This is a genomic window from Actinoplanes sp. NPDC051633 (assembly GCF_040681735.1).
Taxonomy (GTDB): Bacteria; Actinomycetota; Actinomycetes; order Mycobacteriales; family Micromonosporaceae; genus Actinoplanes.
The window spans coordinates 1-3,296 of sequence record NZ_JBFAZH010000893.1 but is presented as its reverse complement, the minus strand read 5'-3'; the positions used below and the strand labels follow the sequence as shown (position 1 = coordinate 3,296).

3 protein-coding genes are annotated in these 3,296 nt (G+C 70.9%); 2 read left to right on the top strand and 1 reads right to left on the bottom strand.

Going from position 1 to position 3,296, the window contains the following annotated elements; translation table 11 throughout:
- A partial coding sequence (locus AB0M20_RS34010; protein ID WP_364304445.1) for an HTH domain-containing protein occupies window positions 1-296 on the top strand: 296 nt, incomplete at its 5' end.
- A 193-nt stretch (window positions 297-489) separates the two neighbouring features.
- Complete coding sequence (locus AB0M20_RS34005; protein WP_364304444.1) at window positions 490-996, top strand: NUDIX domain-containing protein; 507 nt, start codon at window positions 490-492, stop codon at window positions 994-996.
- 497 nt (window positions 997-1,493) lie between these two features.
- On the opposite strand, the gene AB0M20_RS34000 is transcribed toward AB0M20_RS34005, so the two are convergent.
- Window positions 1,494-3,296, bottom strand: a 1,803-nt coding sequence (locus AB0M20_RS34000) for a bifunctional diguanylate cyclase/phosphodiesterase (RefSeq protein WP_364304443.1), incomplete at its 5' end; no start/stop codon positions are given.

Below are 3,296 nucleotides of genomic sequence, written 5' to 3'. Positions count from 1 at the left end.
CCGCGCATGGGCAGCGGGTCGAGCTGTCGGTGCTGGCCGCCGAGCTGGGGGTGGCGCCGCGGACGGTGGCCCGCGACGTCGCGCGGCTGCGCGAAAGCGGCGTGCCGGTCGACGCGTACCGGGGTCGCGACGGCGGCGTGCGGCTGCGGCCGGCACGGGCGGCGATCACCATCGACTTCGACCTGCCCGAGGTGGCGGCGCTGATGTCGACCCTGGCGGTGCTGGGCCCGACGGTGAGCGAGAGCGCGGCCTCCGCGATGCGGAAGCTGGTGGTCGCGCTTTCCCGGGAGGCTTGACCCTCGACCTGTCGAGCCCTCGGGATCGCCGCATGGACCTCGACAACCCGGTGCTCAAGCTCTGCCAGGACGGGATGCGGGAGGTGGAAGGCCGGCCGGGGGCGCGGGCGTTGTTCGAAGAGGCCTGGCGGCGCGCGCCTTGCGGCTTACGTCGATCATTGCGGTGCTAAGCGCACAGGATCAGGAGCTTGCCATGTCGCTGAACCTTCGAACCTCCGCTCGCGCGATCATCCTCGACGAGGCCGATCAGGTCCTGTTATGCCGCTTCGTCTTCCCCCACCCAGCGGTCCCGAACGGAGCACCGGCCGTCTGGGCTGCTCCAGGTGGCGGCATAGAGCCAGGTGAGGACGGAGTGTCGGCACTGCGCCGTGAGCTGCGAGAGGAAACCGGCTTGGTCACCGCCGCTGATCCGCTGCACGTCTGGCACCAAGTCGTTGCCGCAGATCATGCGCCGCCCGGCTTGGACGGCTTGGTCAACGACTACTTCCTTATCCGCGCCGCCCACTTCGAGCCCCACGGCGAGTTCACCGACGACCAACTCGCCGTTGATGAGCACCTCGCCGGCTTTCGCTGGTGGCGACTCTCTGAGATCGCCAACTACCCCGGGCCTGATTTGTTCTCGCCCCGCGACCTCGCCACATCACTGACCGATTTGCTCACGTCCGGGATACCCTCCGACCCGGTCACACTCGGCTTGTGAAGATCACCAGTGGCCCGCTGATATATGCGTGATCACTGGCGGATACCGGTGCTGCCCACCAGCTTCTGTTGGTGGGCCCGCATCCGCGTCGTGGTTCACACCGTCTGCCTCGGACTGGTCCACCGGCTCCGACGCGGACCGCACTGAGCCACTGGATCAGGACCGTGCCCGGTCACCGGCAGTCGTTGACGAGGTCATGGTCGCGGCGTAGCGAACGGTGATCGCGTTGCGGACGTGGATGAACAGGTGCGGGTTGGCGGTGTGTGGCCAGGTGGCCTACCGCCCACCCAGTGCCGGGGTGGGGATGGCGGCGGGGCCCGCGCCCCATTTTGCGCCTTTGGCGGTCTTGGCGTGGTGGATTGCTGCCCTCCTCGGCGAGGCCATTCATTGTTTAGACCTGGCGCGGCCACTCCCGGCAAGGCGGAAGAGGCGGCGAGGAGCGGCGGGCACGGCGGGGCGGGGTGCGGCACGGCGTGCGGGGCGCCGCGGTGGGGCCGTCAGGCCCGTTGTGGCGCCGGGACGGCGTGCATCGGGACCGGGCGGCCGAACAGGTAACCCTGGGCCAGCGGGCAGCCCATCGCGGCCAGCAAGGTGGCCTGGGCCGGGTCCTCGACGCCCTCGGCCACTGCCGACAGGCCCAGCGCCGAGAAGAGCTGCCACAGGGTCTGCACGAGGTGGGCGTCGGCCGGGTTGGCGCCGATGTCCGCCACGTAGCTGCGGTCGATCTTGACGATGTCGACCGGGAAGCGGTGCAGGTAGCGCAGCGACGAGTAGCCCGTGCCGAAGTCGTCGATGGCGATCCGCAGGCCGGCCGACCGCAACCGCGTCAGCGCCGGGATCACGTACGACTCGTCGGCCAGCGCCTCCTCGGTGATCTCCAGCACGAGCTGGTCGGGGCGCAGGCCGTGCCGCCCGGCGGTGTCCACCACCCGGTCGGTGAAGGCCGGGTCGAGCAGCTGCAACGGCGAGACGTTGACCGACAGGTAGCCGTCCGCGGCGCCGGGCCAGGCGGCGAACTCCGCACATGCCCGGACCAGCACGAACTGGCCGATCTCGGCGATCATGGCGGCCCGTTCGGCGACCGGGATGAAGGTCGCCGGGACGATCTCCCCGCGCACCGGATGGTTCCAGCGCACCAGCGCTTCCAGCCCGCGCACGCCGCCGTCGCGCAGGTCGACGATCGGCTGGTAGGCCACGGAGAGCTCGTCGCGGCGCAGGGCGGACCGCAGCTCGTCACGCAGTGCCATCTCCGCCTCGAAATTCGCGCGCATGGCCGGCTCGAACACCGCGTATGCGTTCTTCCCCTTCGCCTTGGCCGCGTACATCGCCAGGTCGACGTGTTTGCGCAGGTCCTCGGCCTCGGTTCCGGCCCCGGCGGCAACGGCCGCGCCGATGCTCCCGGTCACCGCCATGATGTGCGGGCCAACCTGGAACGACCGCCGCAGCGTGGCGAGCATCCGTTCCGCGTCCAGCGCCGGGCGCCCACTCGCGAGCAGCACCGCGAACTCGTCACCGCCCAGCCGGGCGATCGCCGCCGCCTCGGGGAAGCTGTCCCGCAGCCGAGATGCCACGCCGCGCAGCAGGTCGTCGCCGGCGTCGTGGCCGAGGTTGTCGTTGACCAGCTTGAAGTCGTCCAGGTCCAGGTAGAGCACGGTCGGGGTGCCGGCCGCCAGCAGCCGCTCCATCCGCACGGTGAACAGCGCCCGGTTGCCCAGCCCGGTGAGCGGGTCGTGGAACGCCTGAAAGCGCAGCTGCTCGGTGAGTGTCGAGTTCCGCAGGATGGTGACCAACTGCCGGGCGAGCACCAGGCCGACGCCGAAGAGCAGCGCCACCGACTGCGGGGCGTCCATCGCGTCGCTGAACAGCACCTGCGCGACGCAGATGATCGCGGCGATCCCGAACGGCACGTACGGCAGGACGAGCTGCCAGCGCCGGGCCCGGCCGGTGTGCGACCGGCTGTTGGCGGTCAGGGCTTCCGACCGGCGCGACGCGATCCAGCCGGCCATCGCGAACGCGGCGAACGCGATCACCCAGCCGGCGTCGGAGAGGGCACCCGAGCGGTAGGTGCCGTCGGCCGTGGCCAGCGCGAACAGCACGTCCGACGCGGTCATCCCGAGCAGCCCGCCGATCAGTAGCACCACCTCGGTGCGGTTGCCCCGGCGCGTCCGGGCCGCGAGCAGCACCGCCATCGTGGCCAGGACGAGATCGCCGATGGGGTACGCGATGGAGACGAGGAACGCCGGCGTGGAGTCGCCGCCGGCGTGCCAGACGTCGCGGAGCGTCAGCCCCCACGAGCCGAT

Bases quoted from the DNA above. Each gene is read 5' to 3' on its own strand.
- AB0M20_RS34005 (WP_364304444.1), top strand. From the start codon at position 490: ATGTCGCTGAACCTTCGAACCTCCGCTCGCGCGATCATCCTCGACGAG.